At 64.0% G+C, this 17,078-nt stretch carries 16 protein-coding genes; 11 read left to right on the top strand and 5 right to left on the bottom strand.

Going from position 1 to position 17,078, the window contains the following annotated elements; genetic code table 11:
• Positions 1-156: 156 nt before the first annotated feature.
• Positions 157-1,017 carry a glycine betaine ABC transporter substrate-binding protein gene (locus CAG44_RS14680; protein WP_085692401.1) on the bottom strand — a complete coding sequence of 287 codons (861 nt, stop codon included), beginning with the start codon at positions 1,015-1,017 and terminating at the stop codon, positions 157-159.
• 197 nt (positions 1,018-1,214) lie between these two features.
• Here CAG44_RS14680 and CAG44_RS14675 point away from each other — a divergent pair, with 197 nt between their 5' ends.
• Positions 1,215-2,780, top strand: a complete 1,566-nt coding sequence (locus tag CAG44_RS14675; RefSeq protein ID WP_085692400.1) for a beta (1-6) glucans synthase — start codon at positions 1,215-1,217, stop codon at positions 2,778-2,780.
• A 133-nt stretch (positions 2,781-2,913) separates the two neighbouring features.
• Here CAG44_RS14675 and CAG44_RS14670 read toward each other — a convergent pair whose 3' ends face one another.
• Positions 2,914-3,276, bottom strand: coding sequence for a hypothetical protein (locus tag CAG44_RS14670; RefSeq protein ID WP_085589963.1), 363 nt, complete (start codon positions 3,274-3,276; stop codon positions 2,914-2,916).
• Positions 3,277-3,466: 190 nt separating this feature from the next.
• Between CAG44_RS14670 and CAG44_RS14665 the strand changes: the two genes are divergently transcribed.
• Both CAG44_RS14665 and CAG44_RS14660 read left to right on the top strand, forming a co-directional pair.
• Positions 3,467-4,765, top strand: a complete 1,299-nt coding sequence (locus CAG44_RS14665) for a serine/threonine protein kinase (RefSeq protein ID WP_025338072.1) — start codon at positions 3,467-3,469, stop codon at positions 4,763-4,765.
• Positions 4,758-5,582, top strand: a complete 825-nt coding sequence (locus tag CAG44_RS14660) for a VacJ family lipoprotein (protein ID WP_080958529.1) — start codon at positions 4,758-4,760, stop codon at positions 5,580-5,582. Before CAG44_RS14665 ends, CAG44_RS14660 begins: the two co-directional genes overlap by 8 nt.
• Before the next feature lie 113 nt (positions 5,583-5,695).
• On the opposite strand, the gene CAG44_RS14655 is transcribed toward CAG44_RS14660, so the two are convergent.
• Positions 5,696-6,844, bottom strand: a complete 1,149-nt coding sequence (locus tag CAG44_RS14655; protein WP_085692399.1) for a patatin-like phospholipase family protein — start codon at positions 6,842-6,844, stop codon at positions 5,696-5,698.
• A 149-nt stretch (positions 6,845-6,993) separates the two neighbouring features.
• Positions 6,994-7,929, bottom strand: coding sequence for a lipid A biosynthesis lauroyl acyltransferase (locus CAG44_RS14650; RefSeq protein WP_024086430.1), 936 nt, complete (start codon positions 7,927-7,929; stop codon positions 6,994-6,996).
• 111 nt (positions 7,930-8,040) lie between these two features.
• Between CAG44_RS14650 and minC the strand changes: the two genes are divergently transcribed.
• From minC to CAG44_RS14620, 7 genes are all read left to right on the top strand, one after another.
• Entirely contained in the window at positions 8,041-8,799 is a 759-nt protein-coding gene (minC, locus tag CAG44_RS14645) for a septum site-determining protein MinC (RefSeq protein WP_025338069.1), read from the top strand.
• Between the two features lie 101 nt (positions 8,800-8,900).
• Positions 8,901-9,713 (top strand): septum site-determining protein MinD, encoded by an 813-nt coding sequence (gene minD / locus CAG44_RS14640; protein WP_013971423.1) that lies wholly within the window; start codon positions 8,901-8,903, stop codon positions 9,711-9,713.
• A gap of 3 nt (positions 9,714-9,716) precedes the next feature.
• The gene (minE, locus tag CAG44_RS14635; protein WP_025338068.1) at positions 9,717-9,971 is read left to right on the top strand and encodes a cell division topological specificity factor MinE; all 255 of its coding nucleotides are present in this window, start codon (positions 9,717-9,719) and stop codon (positions 9,969-9,971) included.
• 159 nt (positions 9,972-10,130) lie between these two features.
• Positions 10,131-10,766, top strand: coding sequence for an RluA family pseudouridine synthase (locus CAG44_RS14630; RefSeq protein WP_011532730.1), 636 nt, complete (start codon positions 10,131-10,133; stop codon positions 10,764-10,766).
• Between the two features lie 169 nt (positions 10,767-10,935).
• Positions 10,936-12,225: a M18 family aminopeptidase gene (locus tag CAG44_RS14625; RefSeq protein ID WP_025338066.1), complete on the top strand. Its 1,290-nt coding sequence runs from the start codon at positions 10,936-10,938 to the stop codon at positions 12,223-12,225.
• A 196-nt stretch (positions 12,226-12,421) separates the two neighbouring features.
• Positions 12,422-12,589, top strand: coding sequence for a hypothetical protein (locus CAG44_RS28955; RefSeq protein WP_170929313.1), 168 nt, complete (start codon positions 12,422-12,424; stop codon positions 12,587-12,589).
• Positions 12,590-12,633: 44 nt separating this feature from the next.
• The gene (locus CAG44_RS14620; protein ID WP_085692398.1) at positions 12,634-14,787 is read left to right on the top strand and encodes a mechanosensitive ion channel family protein; all 2,154 of its coding nucleotides are present in this window, start codon (positions 12,634-12,636) and stop codon (positions 14,785-14,787) included.
• A 118-nt stretch (positions 14,788-14,905) separates the two neighbouring features.
• On the opposite strand, the gene phnR is transcribed toward CAG44_RS14620, so the two are convergent.
• A complete protein-coding gene (phnR, locus tag CAG44_RS14615) occupies positions 14,906-15,619 on the bottom strand; it encodes a phosphonate utilization transcriptional regulator PhnR (protein ID WP_085692397.1) in 714 nt (237 codons plus the stop codon).
• A gap of 317 nt (positions 15,620-15,936) precedes the next feature.
• On the opposite strand from phnR, the gene CAG44_RS14610 reads away from it, so the two are divergent.
• Complete coding sequence (locus CAG44_RS14610) at positions 15,937-17,001, top strand: ABC transporter substrate-binding protein (protein ID WP_085692396.1); 1,065 nt, start codon at positions 15,937-15,939, stop codon at positions 16,999-17,001.
• Positions 17,002-17,078 lie beyond the last annotated feature (77 nt).

The following is a 17,078-nucleotide window of genomic DNA, read 5'->3' as shown; positions in this document are numbered from 1 at the left end:
TCTTAGATGCAACGGTGTTTTACCGGTCGCGTAACAAAGTGATGGCCCATTCGCGGGTGAACCCGCTCCCACAGGGGTACCACCAGCCCAAAGGCAGTGATATCCCTGTAGGAGCGGGTTCACCCGCGAAGCAGCAAAACTGGCCCTGACAGGTTGTTATTTGCCAGTCCACTCCTTCACGCGATCAGGGTGCTTGGCCACCCAGTCCTTGGCCGCCGCTTCAGGCTTGGCGCCCTCCTGGATAGCCAGCATCACTTCGCCAATCTCGTCCTTCGACTGCCAGTTGAACTTCTTCAGGAACTCCGCCACTTCCGGGGCCTTGGTGGCCAGTTCCTTGCTGCCGATGCTGTTCACGGTTTCCGCGGCGCCATACACGCCTTTCGGGTCTTCGAGGAACTTCAGTTTCCACTTGGCGAACATCCAGTGCGGTACCCAGCCGGTCACCGCAATCGACTGCTGCTTGGCATAGGCACGGCCCAGTTCCGCAGTCATCGCCGCGCCAGAGCTGGCCTGCAGCTTGTAACCCGTCAGGTCGTAGTCCTTGATGGCCTGGTCGGTCTTGAGCATTACGCCGGAGCCGGCGTCGATGCCGACGATCTTCTGCTTGAAGGTGTCGTCGGTCTTGAGGTCGGCGATGCTCACCGCCTTGACGTATTCAGGGACGATCAGGCCGATCTTGGCGTCCTTGAAGTTCGGGCCGTAGTCGACCACGTTGTCCTTGTTCTTGGCCCAGTACTCGCCATGGGTCACCGGCAACCAGGCCGACAACATGGCATCGAGCTTGCCGGTTGCCACGCCCTGCCACATGATCCCGGTGGCCACGGCCTGCAACTTCACGTCGTAGCCGAGTTTCTGCTTGATCACTTCGGCGGCCACGTTGGTGGTCGCCACGCTGTCAGCCCAACCATCCACGTAACCAATGCTGACTTCTTTGGCCATTGCCTGTGCCGCACTCATGGCCAGTACCATGGCGGTGCCCACACCCAGGAAACGTCGCATTCTTGTAATAGCAGCCATCAAAGCATCCCCTCGTCAGGTCTCGGAATTTGCATCATCGTCCTGCAACAATAGTCGACCTGCTCCAGCTACGACCTGTAGCCGCCCCATATGCGACAGCACTATGCCATTAGCGCCATCGGCCTATGCCGCCCTGCGCGATCCTTGCATGCCAAAAGTTTGGCGCCGGGCTACTATCTACCCTTTTGCGCCTGACGATGGACCGCCCGATGCCCAGTTCTACCCGCCTGCTGCTGCCGTTGTACCTGCTTGCCTGCCTGCTTGCCCTGCTCGGGCTCGGAGGGCTCTGGTACGGGCTTGGCAAGCCGGTGCAACTGCCCGACGCGGCCAGCCCGACGCACAAGCTGCAATGCGCCTCGTACACCCCGTTCGACAAGGACCAGTCGCCCTACGACCAGCCGTTGCGTCTGCGCCCGGCGCGCATGGATGCCGACCTGGCGTTGCTGGCCGAGCGTTTTCAGTGCATCCGTACCTATTCCCAGACCGGTCTTGAGGCAATCCCGGCGCTGGCACGCAAGCATGGCCTGAAGGTGATGCTGGGTGCCTGGGTCAACGCCCACCCGGCCGACACCGAGAAAGAAATCGAGCTGCTGATCGCCGCCGCCAATGCCAACCCCGACGTGGTCAGCGCGGTGATCGTCGGCAACGAGACGCTGCTGCGCAAGGAAGTGACCGGTGCGCACCTGGCCAAGCTGATCGCCCGGGTGAAAAGCCAGGTCAAGGTGCCGGTGACCTACGCCGATGTGTGGGAGTTCTGGTTGCAGCACCCGCAGGTGGCGCCTGCGGTGGACTTCCTGACTATCCACCTGCTGCCTTACTGGGAAGACGACCCGCGTGGCATCGACGAAGCCCTGGCCCATGTCGCCGATGTGCGCCGGGTGTTCGGCACACGCTTCGCGCCGAAGGACGTCCTGATCGGCGAAACCGGCTGGCCCAGCGAAGGCCGCCAGCGCGAAACCGCGGAGCCCAGCCGGGTCAACGAGGCGCGCTTCATTCGCGGGTTCGTGGCCATGGCCGAAAGCAACGGCTGGCACTACAACCTGATCGAGGCGTTCGACCAGCCGTGGAAGCGCGCCAATGAGGGGGCGGTCGGCGGCTACTGGGGGCTTTACGATGCCGACCGGCAGGACAAGGGCGTACTCGAAGGGCCGGTGAGCAACCTGCCTTACTGGCCGCAGTGGTTGCTGGCCAGTGCCGTGCTGATGGTGCTGATGCTGATGCTTGCCGGGCGCCCCGCCACCCCGGCGGCGGCCATGCTGCTGCCGTTGCTGGCCGCGTTTGGGGCAGGCTGTCTGGGGCTTTGGGGCGAGCTGATGCGCACCCATGCGCGCTTTGCCGGGGAGTGGCTGTGGGCGGTGCTGCTGGCGGGGCTGAACCTGCTGGTGCTGGCCCATGCCGTGCTGGCCCTGGCGCGGCGCACGGGCTGGCGCGAGCGCCTGTACGCCTGGCTGCAGGCGCGGGCCGGCTGGCTGTTGCTGGCAGCGGGTATTGCCGCGGCGGTGAGCATGCTGGCGATGGTGTTCGACCCACGCTATCGCAGCTTCCCCAGCGCAGCGTTGGCATTGCCGGCGCTGGTGTTTGCCCTGTGGCCGGTGCCGGCGCGGCGGGCGGAGGTGGCGTTGCTGGCGTTCATCGTCGGTGCCGGGGTGGCGCCGCAGTTGTTTGTGGAAGGGTTGGAGAACCAACAGGCCTGGGGATGGGCAGTGGTCAGTGTGCTGATGACCGCGGCCTTGTGGCGGAGCTTGCGCCTGCGCCCGGCCTGATATCCTTGGGACCGCTTCGCGCTCCATCGCAGGCAAGCCAGCTCCCACAGGAGTTATGCTGCCTATGAAATCGGCGCGGTCCCTGTGGGAGCTGGCTTGCCTGCGATGGGCCGCAAAGCGGCCCCTTTCAGCCTTACTCCGGCGACCTGACCAGCCGCAACCCCGCCAGCACCAGCGCGAACACGGCAATGCTGGCGGTATACAGCACCAGTGCCGGCACTGCGAACACCAACGCCACCACTGCCAGCCACCAGCCGCCACGCCCGGCAACCAACTGCGCCAGCAGCGCCAGCCCCAGCCCGCCCCAGGCCATCACCTGATGATGAATGCCCAGCCCCAGCAACGACCGTACCTCACACTGCCAGTACGCCGCCGGCGCCGTGCACAGTCCCACCCACTGCCCGTCCTCCATAAGCCCGTAGCGCACGCCATAACTGGCAGCAAGCCAAAGCCCCAGAAACAGCACAAGCAGCGCAGCCGGCAGCGAACGAGACATCCAGTTCTCCAATAGCGGAAATCGAAAGCATCCATGATCGCTTATGCCCAGTTGTAAGGCAAAATCACATCCCTGCAGCTATGTTGCAGATAACAAGCACACCAAAGACCACCGCGCCTGGCAACTTTGCCCGCCCCGTTGTGGTCCTAGCCTGCACACTGCTCGACCTTGCGTTCTTTTGGGGGATTACATGCTTCGATCTTTGCGCCTCGCTGCCTTGCTCGGCGGCCTGCTCATGGCTGTGGCCGCTTCGGCGCGGGATATCGACGCCGCAAGCTATGGCTACCCCTTGACCAACCCGTTCGAGGCAACCATCGCCACCACGCCGCCGGACCAGCGCCCCACCCTGCCCGGCGACGACGAAATCAGCCAGTCCGACTACAGCCTCAACCTGCGCCCGGACCGTGAGTTCACCCTGCCCGACAACTTCTGGGCAGTGAAGAAGCTCAAGTACCGCCTGGCCCGCCAGGACCACGAGGCGCCGCTGATCTTCATCATCGCCGGCACCGGTGCGCCCTACACCAGCAGCATCAACGAATACCTGAAAAAGCTGTTCTACCAGGCCGGCTTCCACGTGGTGCAGCTGTCCTCGCCCACCAGCTACGACTTCATGAGCGCCGCCTCGCGCTTCGCCACCCCAGGCGTCAGCCAGGATGATGCCGAAGACATGTACCGGGTGATGCAGGCCGTGCGCGCCCAGCACCCGCGCCTGCCGATCAGCGAGTTCTACCTCACCGGCTACAGCCTGGGCGCACTCGACGCTGCCTTTGTCAGCCACCTGGACGAAACCCGCCGCAGCTTCAACTTCAAGCGCGTGCTGCTGCTGAACCCGCCGGTCAACCTGTACACCTCGATCAACAACCTGGACAAGCTGGTGCAGACCCAGGTCAAGGGCATCGACCGCAGCACCACCTTCTACGAGCTGATGCTGGCCAAACTGACCCGCTACTTCCAGGAAAAGGGCTACATCGACCTCAATGAAGCCCTGCTGTACGACTTCCAGCAGTCACGCCAGCACCTGTCCAACGAGCAGATGGCCATGCTGATCGGCACCTCGTTCCGCTTCTCGGCGGCCGATATTGCCTTCACCTCCGACCTGATCAACCGCCGCGGCCTGATCATTCCGCCGAAATTCCCGATCACCGAGGGCAGCAGCCTCACGCCGTTCTTCAAGCGTGCCCTGCAGTGCGACTTCGACTGCTACATGACCGAGCAGGTCATCCCCATGTGGCGCGCCCGCACCGACGGCAACAGCATCCTGCAACTGGTCAACCAGGTCAGCCTGTATGCGCTGGAAGACTACCTGAGCAGCAGCGACAAGATTGCCGTGATGCACAACGCCGACGACGTCATCCTCGGCCCTGGCGACATCGGCTTCCTGCGCAAGGTGTTCGGTGAGCGCCTGACCCTTTACCCCCATGGCGGCCATTGCGGCAACCTCAATTACCGCGTCAACAGTGACGCCATGCTGGAGTTCTTCCGTGGTTAACAAACTCCTCTTCGCCACTGCCCTGTTCGCCGCCGGCCAGGCCCTGGCAGCCGAAACCGCCCCCCGGGCCAGCGTGATCGAGGCCGACCCGCAAGTCACAGAAGCACCACTGGCCCCCGAGGCCGATGGTTTCGTCGACCCGTTGCGCGAGCTGAAATTCAACCCGGGGCTGGACCAGCGCGAGTTCGAACGCTCCACCCTGCAAGCGCTGAACGTGTACGACCCACTGGAGTCGATCAACCGGCGCGTCTATCACTTCAACTACCGCCTGGACCAATGGGTGCTGCTGCCGATGGTAAGCGGCTACCAGTACGTCACCCCACGCTTCGTGCGCACCGGGGTGACCAACTTCTTCAACAACCTGGGCGACGTGCCGAACCTGTTCAACAGCGTGTTGCAGTTGAAGGCCAAGCGCTCGGCGGAGATCACCGCGCGGCTGATGTTCAACACCATCATCGGCGTGGGTGGGCTGTGGGACCCGGCGACCAAGATGGGCCTGCCGCGGCAAAGTGAAGACTTTGGCCAGACCTTGGGCTTCTATGGCGTACCGGACGGGCCGTACCTGATGCTGCCGGTGCTGGGGCCGTCGAACCTGCGCGATACCACCGGGCTGGTGGTGGACTATGCAGGCGAACAGGCGATCAACTACCTGAACGTGGCCGAAGCCAGCAGCGACCACCCGGAAATCTCCGTGCTGCGCGTGGTGGACAAGCGCTACAGCACCAAATTCCGCTATGGCCAGCTCAACTCGCCGTTCGAGTACGAGAAGGTGCGGTATGTGTATACCCAGGCGCGCAAGTTGCAGATAGCCGAGTAAGCCGATCCGGCCCTATCGCCGGCAAGCCAGCTCCCACAGGTCCTCACAATGCCCGGGCCTTCGGTGGTCCTGTGGGAGCTGGCTTGCCGGCGATAGGGCCATGACAGGCAACCTCAAATCCCCAGGAACTGGCAAAGCTCCCGCTTCTTGGCCAAGGCATCCTTTCGCCCCAGCTCTATCAGCTCGCAGCAGTAACTGGCCTCGAACAGCAAATAGCTCAACACCCCCGCCCCGCTGGTGCGTGTCGCCCCCGGCCCGCGCAGGAACATGCGCAAGGCCGCCGGCAACTCGCGCCGATGCCGCGCGGCAATTTCGTCCAGCGGCTGGCTGGGCGCCACCACCAGCACGTCGATTGGCGCCAGGCCCAGGCGCCGGGCGTCCAGGTGCGCCGGCAACAGGTGGCTCAGGTGGTTGAGGCGCTGCAGCAGCTCGATGTCGTCTTCCAGGCTGTCAATGAACGTGCTGTTGAGCATGTGCCCGCCGATCTGCGCCAGGCTCGGCTGCTGGCCGCTGAACACCCGCTGGGTCGGCAATGGTGGCGCCGGCCGCTGCGGGTTGCCGCTGACCCCGACTACCAGTACCCGGCTGGCGCCCAGGTGCAGGGCCGGGCTGATCGGTGCCGACTGGCGTACCGCGCCATCACCGAAATATTCATCGCCCAACCGCACCGGGGCGAACAGTAGCGGGATGGCCGCGCTGGCCAGCAGGTGGTCGATGGTCAACGGCGTGGGCATGCCGATGCGGCGGTGGCGCAACCAGGCTTCGATGGTGCCGCGGCCCTGGTAGAAGGTCACCGCCTGGCCGGACTCGTAGCCAAACGCGGTCACCGCGACGGCGCGCAGTTGCTCGGCGGCCAGGGAGTGGGCGATACCGTCCAGGTTCAGGTGCGCCTGCAGCAAGCCGCGCAATGGGCTGCTGTCCAGTAGTGCCACTGGCGCCGGGCCACCCACGCCCAGCAGGTTGTGGGCGACGAAGCGGCTGGCCTGGCGGACCACACCGGGCCAGTCGCTGCGGATGACCAGGTGGCTGCGGAAGTTCTGCCAGAAGGCGGTGAGCCGTTGTACAGCGTCGCTGAAATGGGTGGCGCCGCTGGCCAGGGTGACGGCGTTGATGGCGCCGGCGGAGGTGCCGACGATGACCGGGAACGGGTTGTGCGCGCCAGCCGGCAGCAGCTCGGCGATGCCGGCCAGCACGCCGACCTGGTAGGCGGCGCGGGCGCCGCCGCCAGAAAGGATAAGACCGGTTACCGGGGGTGGGGCCATAGGAGTCCTTCCTGGGGTTGGTGTGCTGTCAGTGCCGACCCTTTCGCGGGTAAACCCGCTCCCACAGGTATTGCACAGCCTTCAAGGCCTGTGGAGAACCTGTGGGAGCGGGCGCGCCCGCGAATAGGCCGGCACAGGCAAAACAAAATTCAGCGCTTCTTCTTGTCATACAGCCGCGGCTCCCCTTCGGGCCGCGACTTGAACCGGCGGTGCGCCCACAGGTACTGCTCGGGGCATTCGCGCAACACGCTTTCCACCCACTGGTTGATGCGCAGGCAGTCAGCCTCTTCGCTCTCCCCGGGGAAATCCGCCAGCGGCGGGTGGATCACCAGGCGATAGCCGCTGCCATCCTCCAGGCGCTTCTGGGTGAACGGAATCACCTGTGCCTTGCCCAACCGGGCAAACTTGGTGGTGGCGGTCACCGTCGCCGCCGGGATGCCGAACAGTGGCACGAACAGGCTCTGCTTGGCGCCGTAGTCCTGGTCGGGTGCGTACCAGATCGCCCGGCCCGAACGCAGCAGCTTGAGCATGCCGCGCACGTCCTCGCGCTCCACCGCCAGCGAGTCGAGGTTATGCCGCTCGCGGCCGCTGCGCTGGATGAAGTCGAACAGCGGGTTGCCGTGCTCGCGGTACATGCCGTCGATGGTGTGCTGCTGGCCCAGTAGCGCGGCGCCGATTTCCAGGGTGGTGAAGTGCACCGCCATCAGGATGGCCCCCTGCCCCGCCTGCTGGGCGGCCTGCAGGTGCTCCAGCCCCTCGACATGGGCCAGACGCGCCAGCCGGGCCTTGGGCCACCACCAGCTCATGGCCATTTCGAAGAAGGCGATACCGGTGGAGGCGAAGTTGGCCTTGAGCAGGCGCTGCCGTTCGTCGACCGACAGCTCCGGGAAGCACAGCTCCAGGTTGCGCGCGGCAATGCGCCGCCGCTCCCCGGCAAAGCGGTACATCACCGCTCCCAGCGCGGCACCGACTTTCAACAGGACCCGGTACGGCAACTGGACCACCAGCCACAGCAGGCCCAGGCCCAGCCACAGGCCCCAGAAACGTGGGTGAAGGAAATAGGGACGAAAACGCGGGCGTTCCATTGAAGCTTCCGGAAAGACAAAGGCCGCGCATTCTACAACGGATCAGCGCATGTTGCGGGCAACCGGTCTTATCGTTATAAGTCAGGGCACTTTTTTCGCAACAAGCCGTCTATGCAGACCATGAGCCCAAACCACACACCCGACACCGCCTCCGTGTTCCAGCTCAAGGGCAGCATGCTCGCCATTACAGTGCTGGAACTGGCGCGCAATGACCTTGAAGCCCTCGACCGCCAACTGGCGGCCAAAGTCGCCCAGGCACCGAACTTCTTCAGCAACACGCCGCTGGTGCTGGCGCTGGACAAGCTGCCGGCCGACGAGGGGGCAATCGACCTGCCCGGCTTGATGCGGATCTGCCGCCACCACGGCCTGCGTACCCTGGCCATCCGCGCCAACCGCATCGAGGACATCGCCGCCGCCATCGCCATCGACCTGCCGGTGCTGCCGCCATCCGGCGCCCGCGAACGGCCGCTGGAGCCCGAACCCGAGGTGAAGAAGCCCGAGCCGGCCCCTGTCCCGCCGCCAATCCTCGAACCCGAGGTGCGCCCGACCCGCATCATCACTTCGCCAGTACGTGGCGGCCAGCAGATCTACGCCCAGGGCGGCGACCTGGTGGTGACCGGTTCGGTCAGCCCGGGGGCGGAACTTCTGGCCGATGGCAACATCCATGTGTACGGCGCCATGCGCGGCCGCGCCCTGGCCGGCATCAAAGGCAATACCAAGGCACGTATCTTCTGCCAGCAGATGACCGCCGAAATGGTCTCCATCGCCGGCCAGTACAAGGTATGCGAAGACCTGCGCCGCGACCCGCTGTGGGGCACTGGCGTGCAAGTCAGCCTGTCTGGCGACGTGTTGAACATCACCCGTCTTTAACGGATACTTGCCAGCATTTTTAGTGCAACTTTTCTTACCGTTGCCGTTTATTTGTATTTTTGCAGGGACTTGTGTCCCGATTATTTTAGGGGTGAAACACCTTGGCCAAGATTATCGTGGTTACTTCCGGCAAGGGGGGTGTGGGCAAGACCACCACCAGCGCCGCCATTGGTACCGGCCTCGCACTGCGTGGCCACAAGACCGTCATCGTCGACTTCGACGTGGGCCTGCGTAACCTCGACCTGATCATGGGCTGCGAACGCCGCGTGGTGTACGACTTCGTCAACGTGGTCAACGGCGAAGCCAACCTGCAACAGGCCCTGATCAAGGACAAGCGCCTCGAGAACCTGTACGTGCTGGCCGCCAGCCAGACCCGTGACAAGGACGCGCTGACCCAGGAAGGCGTGGAAAAGGTCCTGATGGAGCTGAAGAAAGACTTCGACTTCGTCATCTGCGACTCGCCGGCCGGTATCGAGAAAGGCGCACACCTGGCCATGTACTTTGCCGACGAAGCCGTCGTGGTCACCAACCCCGAGGTGTCCTCGGTACGTGACTCCGACCGCATGCTGGGCATCCTGTCGAGCAAGTCGCGCCGCTCCGAGAACGGCGAAGAGCCGATCAAGGAACACCTGCTGATCACCCGCTACCACCCGGAGCGCGTGGAAAAGGGCGAAATGCTGAGCATCGCCGACGTCGAAGAGATCCTGGCGATCAAGCTCAAGGGTGTGATCCCCGAGAGCCAGGCAGTGCTCAAGGCTTCCAACCAGGGTATCCCGGTCATCCTCGACGACCAGAGCGATGCCGGCCAGGCCTATAGCGATACCGTCGACCGTCTGCTGGGCAAAGAAAAGCCCCTGCGGTTCATCGAAGTGCCGAAGCAAGGATTCTTCGCGCGCCTGTTTGGAGGCAAGTAAACCATGAACCTTTTTGACTTCTTTCGTGGCAGACAGAAAACTACCAGCGCGTCGGTAGCGAAAGAGCGTCTACAGATCATCGTGGCGCACGAGCGCGGCCAACGCAGCGAACCGGACTACCTGCCAGCGCTGCAGAAAGAACTGCTGGAAGTGATCCGCAAATATGTGAACATCGGCAACGATGATGTGCATATCGAGCTGGAAAACCAGGGTAGCTGCTCGATTCTGGAGCTGAACATCACCTTGCCGGATCGCTGATCCGGCGACCAGGCTTTAATCATTGGGGCTGCTTTGCAGCCCATCGCGACACAAGGCCGCTCCTACAGGGGAAATGCATAACCCTGTAGGAGCGGCCTTGTGTCGCGATGGGCCGCAAGGCGGCCCCAGTGTTTTCCCCGATATAACCGAGACCAAGCAATGCCGCTGTCCAACATCCAGATCCTGCACGAAGACGCCGCCATCCTGGTGATCAACAAACCGACCCTGCTGCTGTCGGTACCCGGCCGCGCCGAGGACAACAAGGACTGCCTGATCACTCGCCTGCAGGAAAACGGCTACCCCGACGCGTTGATCGTGCACCGCCTGGACTGGGAAACTTCCGGCATCATCCTGCTGGCCCGGGATGCCGACAGCCACCGTGAGCTGTCGCGCCAGTTCCACGACCGCGAAACCGAAAAGGCCTACACCGCGCTGTGCTGGGGCCAGCCGGCGCTGGACAGCGGCAGCATCGACCTGCCGCTGCGCTACGACCCGCCGACCAAGCCACGGCATGTGGTGGACCACGAACAGGGCAAGCATGCGCTGACCTTCTGGCGCATCGTCGAGCGCTGCGGTGATTACTGCCGGGTAGAGCTGACACCGATTACCGGGCGTTCGCACCAGTTGCGCGTGCACATGCTGTCGATCGGGCACCCGTTGCTGGGCGACCGGCTGTATGCCAACCCCGAGGCACTGGCTGCCCACGAGCGGCTGTGCCTGCATGCCTCGATGCTGAGCTTTACCCACCCGGTGTCCGGGGAGCGGTTGAAGTTCGAGTGCCCTGCGCCTTTCTGATTGTGTACAGCCTGTACTGGCCTCTTCGCGGCTAAAGCCGCTCCCACAGGGACCGCACCGCTTTCGACGGTTGTGCAGTACCTGTGGGAGCGGCTTTAGCCGCGAAGAGGCAGACACAATTTGTCGACCTAATACGCTAAACTCGCGCCACTGCTGTCTGGAGTGAGCTATGCGCGACGTACTGAATTCTGGCCTTATCGATTTCCTCAAGGCCTCCCCCACGCCCTTCCACGCCACCGCCAGCCTGGCCCAGCGCCTGGAAGCTGCCGGCTACCAGCGCCTGGACGAGCGCGACAGCTGGGCCACAGTGCCTGGCGGCCGCTACTACGTCACCCGCAACGACTCGTCGATCATCGCCATCAAGCTGGGCAAGCAGGCACCGTTGCTGAACGGTATCCGCATGGTCGGCGCCCACACCGACAGCCCGTGCCTGCGGGTCAAGCCGCAGCCCGAGCTGCAGCGCCAGGGCTTCCTGCAACTGGGCGTCGAAGTGTATGGCGGCGCCCTGCTGGCGCCATGGTTCGACCGCGACCTGTCGCTGGCCGGCCGGGTCACCTACCGCCGTGACGGCAAGGTCGAAAGCCAGCTGATCGACTTCAAGCTGCCGATCGCGGTCATCCCCAACCTGGCAATCCATCTCAACCGCACCGCCAACGAAGGCTGGGCGATCAACCCGCAGAACGAGCTGCCGCCGATCCTGGCCCAGGTGGCGGGTGACGAGCGCATCGACTTCCGCGCCCTGCTCACCGAGCAACTGGCCCGCGAGCACGAGCTGATCGCCGATGTGGTGCTGGATTACGAGCTGAGCTTCTACGACACCCAGGATGCCGCGCTGGTCGGCCTGAACGGCGACTTCATCGCCGGTGCGCGCCTGGACAACCTGTTGTCGTGCTATGCCGGCCTGCAGGCACTGCTGGCCGCCGACAGCGACGAAACCTGCGTACTGGTGTGCAACGACCATGAAGAAGTCGGCAGTTGCTCGGCCTGTGGCGCCGACGGGCCGATGCTGGAGCAGACCCTGCAACGCCTGCTGCCGGATGGCGACGCCTACGTGCGCACCATCCAGCGCTCGCTGATGGTGTCGGCCGACAACGCACACGGCGTGCACCCCAACTACGCCGACAAGCACGACGGCAACCACGGGCCCAAGCTCAACGCCGGGCCGGTAATCAAGGTGAACAACAACCAGCGCTACGCTACCAACAGCGAGACCGCCGGGTTCTTCCGCCACCTGTGCATGGCCGAGGAAGTGCCGGTGCAGAGCTTCGTGGTACGCAGCGACATGGGCTGTGGCTCGACCATCGGGCCGATTGCAGCCAGCCACCTGGGCGTGCGTACGGTGGATATCGGCTTGCCGACCTTTGCCATGCATTCGATTCGCGAGCTGTGCGGTAGCCATGACCTGGCGCACCTGGTGAAGGTGCTGAGCGCCTTCTACCGTTGCCGCGAGTTGCCTTGATGCCTTGATGCAAACAGGCCTGGCCTCTTCGCGGGCTCGCCCGCTCCCACAGGATCATCACAGCATTCAAGGTCTGTGCAGTACCTGTGGGAGCGGGCATGCCCGCGAAGAGGCCGGGCCTGCTCAAGGTCAATCCCGCTTCGCCCGCTACCCGCTATGCTTGTTACATGGCCCCACTGCAAAAGGATTGCTGTCCATGTCCCCGTTCCTGTCCCTGTTCGTGCCGGTGTTTCTGTTCCTGATGCTGCTGACCATCGGTTTCAGCCTGCGCGAGCGCAACATCGGCGTACTGATGATGTGGATCGGTACCTTGGGCATCTTCGGCCTCACCTGCTGGAAGATCCTCGAGAAACTGCCGTCATAAACCTCTACACTCGGCCAATCGTTTGACCTGAGGTAGTTTTGCCAGTGCCTGCCCTCCTGCGTTGCCTGTTCCTGCTGCTGTTCCTGTTTGTCACCCCGTTACAGGCTGCGGGCCTGCCAGGCCTGCTGGGTGGCAGCGCGCCCGCGCAACCTGAGGCCAGCGAACCGCTGGGCAAGTCGCTGGACGAGGTGATCAAGAACCTGGAAAACGACCAGCAGCGGGCCAAGTTGCTGGCCGACCTGAAAAAGCTGCGCGACGCCACCAGGCAATCGCAACCCACCGTCGAACAGGGCGTGCTCGGCCTGATCGGCGGCGCCCTGCATGACTTCGAAAAGCAGTTCAGCGGCGATGCCAGCCCGTTCCATCGCTGGGCCGCGGAAATCGAACAGGCCCAGGCCGAACTGACCGAGTTGATGGTGCCGGTGCACCAGTGGCCGGCCATCCTGTTCGGCTTTGCCGCCGTCATTGCCGTCTGGAGCGTGCTGGCCTACGCCTTCAACTGGGTCGGGCATCGGGTACGCCTGCGTTTTGGCCTGAGCGAGGAACTGCCACAGCACCCGCGCACCTGGGACCTGGTGCGCTTTGCCCTGCGCAAGCTGGGCCCGTGGCTGGTTGCGCTGTTGTTCACCGTGTACCTGAGCTTCGTGCTGCCGCCGTCGCTGGGCAAGTCGCTGGCCATGGTGCTGGCCTACGCACTGGTGGTCGGCACCTGCTTCTCGGCCATCTGCGTGGTCGCCTTCTCGCTGCTCGACGGCCCCCACCGCCACCGCGCCCTGCACATCCTGCGCCACCAGGCGTTTCGCCCGCTGTGGCTGATCGGCAGCTTCGCCGCGTTTGGCGAAGCGATGAGCGACCCGCGCCTGATGGTCGCCCTCGGCACCCACCTGGCCCACGCACTGGCCACCCTGGCCAACGTGATTGCGGCGCTGTGCACCGGGCTGTTCATCCTGCGCTTCCGCCGCCCGATCGCCCACCTGATTCGCAACCAGCCACTGTCACGGCGCCTGACCCGACGCACCCTCAGCGACACCATCGAGATCCTCGGCAGCTTCTGGTTCGTGCCGGCACTGATCCTGGTGGCGATTTCGCTGTTCGCTACCTTTATCTCGGCCGGCGACACCAGCACCGCCCTGCGCCAGTCGCTGATGTGCACGGTGCTGGTGGTGGTGTGCATGGTGCTAAACGGCCTGGTGCGCCGCCACGCAGCCAACCCCAAGCGCGCCAACAAGCGCCAGGCGGTGTACGCCGAGCGCCTGCGCAACTTCGGTTACCTGCTGGTGCACCTGTTCATCTGGCTGGTGTTCATCGAGTTGGGGCTGCGCGTGTGGGGCCTGTCGATGATCAGCTTCGCCGAGGGCGACGGCCACGACATAAGCGTGCGCCTGCTGGGCCTGGCCGGCACGCTGATCGTCGCCTGGCTGGTGTGGATCCTTGCCGACACCGCCGTGCACCACGCCCTGGTGCGCTCGCGCCGAGGCCTGGCCAACGCCCGCGCGCAAACCATGATGCCGTTGATCCGCAACGTGATGTTCGTGGTCATCTTCATCATCGCGGTGATCGTCGCCCTGGCCAACATGGGCATGAACGTCACCCCGCTGCTGGCGGGTGCCGGTGTAATCGGCCTGGCCATCGGCTTTGGTGCGCAGTCACTGGTGGCCGACCTGATCACCGGGCTGTTCATCATCATCGAGGACTCGCTGGCCATCGACGACTACGTCGATGTGGGTGGGCACCTGGGCACGGTGGAGGGGCTGACCATCCGTACCGTGCGCCTGCGTGACATCGACGGCATCGTGCATACCATCCCGTTCAGCGAGATCAAGAGCATCAAGAACTACTCCCGCGAGTTCGGTTACGCGATCTTCCGCGTGGCGATCCCGCACAGCATGAACATCGACCAGGCGATCACGCTGATTCGCGAAGTGGGGCAGAAGCTGCGCAACGACCCGCTGATGCGCCGCAACATCTGGTCGCCGCTGGAGCTGCAGGGGGTGGAGAGCTTCGAGTCGGGGTCGGCGATCTTGCGGGCGCGGTTCAAGACTGCGCCGATCAAGCAGTGGGAGGTGTCGCGGGCGTTCAACCTGGCGTTGAAGCGGCAGCTGGATGAGGCGGGGCTGGATTTGGCTACGCCGCGGTTGTCGGTGCAGGTGGTGACGGCCGGGGGTGGCGGGATGGCGGAAACCGGTTCCGCCAGTTAGGACCCTATCGCCGGCAAGCCAGCTCCCACAGGGATAGCGCATGGCTCGAGGCCGATGCTTTCGGGGTGGGAGCTGGCTTGCCGGCGATGGGCTGCAAAGCAGCCCCAAAAAACCATGGTCAACCCGCCTGGGCGCGGATGCGGATGGCATCATGCCGCCAATACTCCAGGTCGCAGTCGATCAGGTGCCCATGCTGGTCACTGTTGACCCGGGTGATATGCAACCCTGGGCTTCCCGCCGACACCTTCAAGGCACTGGCCGCCTCCACCGGCAACGCCGTCGGCAAGATCTCGAAGCACACCTGCCCATACTGGATGCCATACACCCGCCCATAAATCTCGGTCAGCGACTGGGCCAGGTCCTGTTCGAGAATCTCCGGGAAGTACCGGGGGTTGAGGTAGTGCTCGGCATACAGCACTGCCCGCCCATCGATCCGCCGTAACCGGCAGATACGCACCACACTGGACAACGCCGGCAGCTGCAAGCGCGCACAGATGGCCGCCGAGGCCGGCTGCAGCCGCGCCGACAACAGTTCGGTACTGGGCGCCCGCCCCTGGTCGCGGACCATGGCATGGAAGTGGCTGCGCTCGATCAGGTCGTAGGTCAGCCGTTCGGGCGCGACGAACCAGCCGCGACGCTCTTCGCGGTAGATCAGCCCCTGGGCTTCCAGCTGCACCAGCGCCTCACGCAGGGTAATGCGCGTGGTATCGAACACCTCGCTGAGCTTGCGCTCGGCCGGCAGCTTGCCGCCCGGCGCCAGCAGGCCGTGCTCGATCTGCTCCTGCAGAGCGTGACAGATGGCTGTTACCGCACGCGGTGGCATCGACTGCATCAAAGGTTACCTATCTGGACTAGTCCAGCCCCAGAACAGGGCACTTGGAGAATAGTGCAAGCCTAGGCAGGGCTGATGAACATCCTGTGACAAAGGCTTTGGCCAGACACTGCCAGAAACGCGCCAACCCAGCAGAACCGGGGCGGCTGCGTGGTCTACGCTGTAGCTTCAGGGCCTTCACCGGCCCTTCCCTACATCAAACTGTCACGCAAGCAGCCTACCTTGGCTCAAGGTTTGCTGACCTAGACCAACGGTCACCAGACAACGGCTTCACTCATAACAACCATCGCTAAAGGCACCCACCCAAGGAGCTTCGGATGAAAAAGTTGTTCATGGCGTCACTGCTCGGTTCGGCCATCGCCCTGTGTACCACGGCCATGGCCGCCGATACCGACCTCAAGGCCCTGGAAGACGCCGCCCGCAAGGAAGGCAACGTCAACAGCGTGGGCATGCCCGATGCCTGGGCCAACTGGAAAGGCACCTGGGAAGATCTGGCCAGCAAGTACGGCCTCAAGCACAGCGACACCGACATGAGCTCGGCCCAGGAAATCGCCAAGTTCGAAGCCGAGAAGGACAACGCCAGCGCCGACATCGGCGACGTGGGTGCCGCCTTCGGCCCGATCGCCGTGAGCAAGGGCGTGAGCCAGCCGTACAAGCCGAGCACCTGGGACCAGGTGCCGACGTGGGCCAAGGACAAGGACGGCCACTGGGCGCTGGCCTATACCGGCACCATCGCCTTCATCATCAACAAGGACCTGGTCAAGGAAGGCGAGCGGCCAACCTCCTGGCATGACCTGGAAAAAGGCAAGTACAAGGTCGCCATCGGTGATGTCGGCACCGCTGCCCAGGCCGCCAACGGCGTGCTGGCTGCTGCGATCGCCTACAAGGGTGACGAGACCAACCTGGCACCGGGCCTGCAGCTGTTCACCAAGCTGGCCCAGCAGAAGCGCCTGTCGCTGGCCAACCCGACCATCCAGACCCTGGAGAAGGGCGAAGTGGAAGTGGGCGTGGTGTGGGACTTCAACGGCCTGAGCTACCGTGAACAGATCGACCCCAAGCGTTTCGAAGTGCTGATCCCGTCGGATGGCTCGGTGATCTCCGGCTATACCACCGTCATCAACAAGTACGCCAAGCACCCGAATGCGGCCAAGCTGACGCGTGAATACATCTTCAGCGACGCCGGGCAGATCAACCTGGCCAAGGGGCATGCGCGGCCGATCCGTGCCGAGCACCTGAAGCTGCCGGACGATGTGCAGGCCAAGCTGCTGCCCAACGAACAGTACAAGGCCGCGCAGCCGATCAAGAATGCCGAGGCCTGGGAAGCGAGCTCGAAGAAACTGCCGCAGATGTGGCAGGAGCAGGTGATCATCGAGATGGAGTAAGGGGCTATCTTCTGTAGCGCCTGAACAGGCCTCATCGCCGGCAAGCCAGCTCCCACAGGTACCCCACTGGGTCTGAA

It is taken from the genome of Pseudomonas sp. B13(2017) (assembly GCF_002113245.1).
Lineage (GTDB): Bacteria > Pseudomonadota > Gammaproteobacteria > Pseudomonadales > Pseudomonadaceae > Aquipseudomonas > Aquipseudomonas putida_Z.
The sequence above is the reverse complement of the archived record's forward strand: the minus strand, read 5'-3'. Positions and strand labels throughout refer to the sequence as shown.

What these genes read in the sequence shown, in the direction of transcription:
- CAG44_RS14655 (WP_085692399.1), bottom strand. Translation starts at nt 6,844, where the DNA reads ATGGCCCCACCCCCGGTAACCGGTCTTATCCTTTCTGGCGGCGGCGCC.
- CAG44_RS14680 (WP_085692401.1), bottom strand. Translation starts at nt 1,017, where the DNA reads ATGGCTGCTATTACAAGAATGCGACGTTTCCTGGGTGTGGGCACCGCC.
- minE (WP_025338068.1), top strand. Translation starts at nt 9,717, where the DNA reads ATGAACCTTTTTGACTTCTTTCGTGGCAGACAGAAAACTACCAGCGCG.
- CAG44_RS14665 (WP_025338072.1), top strand. Translation starts at nt 3,467, where the DNA reads ATGCTTCGATCTTTGCGCCTCGCTGCCTTGCTCGGCGGCCTGCTCATG.
- CAG44_RS28955 (WP_170929313.1), top strand. Translation starts at nt 12,422, where the DNA reads ATGTCCCCGTTCCTGTCCCTGTTCGTGCCGGTGTTTCTGTTCCTGATG.
- phnR (WP_085692397.1), bottom strand. Translation starts at nt 15,619, where the DNA reads ATGCAGTCGATGCCACCGCGTGCGGTAACAGCCATCTGTCACGCTCTG.
- minC (WP_025338069.1), top strand. Translation starts at nt 8,041, where the DNA reads ATGCAGACCATGAGCCCAAACCACACACCCGACACCGCCTCCGTGTTC.
- CAG44_RS14650 (WP_024086430.1), bottom strand. Translation starts at nt 7,929, where the DNA reads ATGGAACGCCCGCGTTTTCGTCCCTATTTCCTTCACCCACGTTTCTGG.
- CAG44_RS14625 (WP_025338066.1), top strand. Translation starts at nt 10,936, where the DNA reads ATGCGCGACGTACTGAATTCTGGCCTTATCGATTTCCTCAAGGCCTCC.
- CAG44_RS14675 (WP_085692400.1), top strand. Translation starts at nt 1,215, where the DNA reads ATGGACCGCCCGATGCCCAGTTCTACCCGCCTGCTGCTGCCGTTGTAC.
- CAG44_RS14610 (WP_085692396.1), top strand. Translation starts at nt 15,937, where the DNA reads ATGAAAAAGTTGTTCATGGCGTCACTGCTCGGTTCGGCCATCGCCCTG.
- CAG44_RS14630 (WP_011532730.1), top strand. Translation starts at nt 10,131, where the DNA reads ATGCCGCTGTCCAACATCCAGATCCTGCACGAAGACGCCGCCATCCTG.
- CAG44_RS14670 (WP_085589963.1), bottom strand. Translation starts at nt 3,276, where the DNA reads ATGTCTCGTTCGCTGCCGGCTGCGCTGCTTGTGCTGTTTCTGGGGCTT.